Origin of the sequence: Mesorhizobium sp. M4A.F.Ca.ET.020.02.1.1 (assembly GCF_004022645.1) — a bacterium.
Lineage (GTDB): Bacteria > Pseudomonadota > Alphaproteobacteria > Rhizobiales > Rhizobiaceae > Mesorhizobium.
Genome location: NZ_RZOI01001311.1, coordinates 1 through 685, shown reverse-complemented (window position 1 = coordinate 685; position 685 = coordinate 1). Strand labels below are relative to the sequence as shown.

General features: G+C 62.8%; 1 protein-coding gene and 1 pseudogene. One reads left to right on the top strand and one right to left on the bottom strand.

Translation table 11 applies throughout. From position 1 onward, the window contains the following. Positions 1–245 (bottom strand): annotated as a pseudogene (locus tag EN742_RS36840) (dipeptide epimerase); the annotation flags it as partial. A gap of 76 nt (positions 246–321) precedes the next feature. Here EN742_RS36840 and EN742_RS36835 point away from each other — a divergent pair. Then, the coding region (locus EN742_RS36835; protein ID WP_128333987.1) for an STAS domain-containing protein at positions 322–685 on the top strand (364 nt) is incomplete at its 3' end.

Sequence of the window (685 nt, the reverse complement as noted above, 5' to 3'; positions counted from 1 at the left end):
GCGGTGAGCAGGGCTGCCCGGTCGATGCCGTCGGCAATCCGGCCGCGCATCTCCTCGATTGCGGCGCGGACGCCCTCCATGGTTTCGCCATAGCGCTTGTAAGGGACGCATTCGCCGCGCCCGGCATGGCGGCCTTCGCTGATGGTTACGGTGATGACCTCGGCTTCTGTCTTCGAGCCGCGCGAGATGGTGAAGGAGCCGGCAATGGGGAAACGCTCGGATTCGACCGAAATGACACGCGCCATATTTTTCTTCTCAGGCTGTGCGACAACGCGGCGCCGGCAAATGACAGGCCGGTTCCGGCAGGCTAAACAGGACGCCATGTTGACCATCCGCAAACGCGACGCAAGCGGCACGGCCGCCAAGGAGCCAAACGGCCAGCCGCGCATTGCCGTTGGCGAGGAGGGTGGCGTTCTCGGCTGCACTTTCTCGGGAAGCTGGACGACGCGCACCGTGGCGCTGGTCGACGCCGAGATGCGAAAAATAGAAAAGCGCAGTGGTGTCAAAAGCTTAGCGCTCGATCTTTCACAAATAGAGAAGATGGACACCGCCGGTGCTTGGCTGATCGACCGCCTGGTCAGCGCATTCGAGAAGAAGGGCGTCGAAGTTCAGATCCAGGGGCAGAGCGAGATCGCCGAGATACTGCTCGGCGCCGTTGGCGACGCTGTCAGGCGCGAGCCCGAAT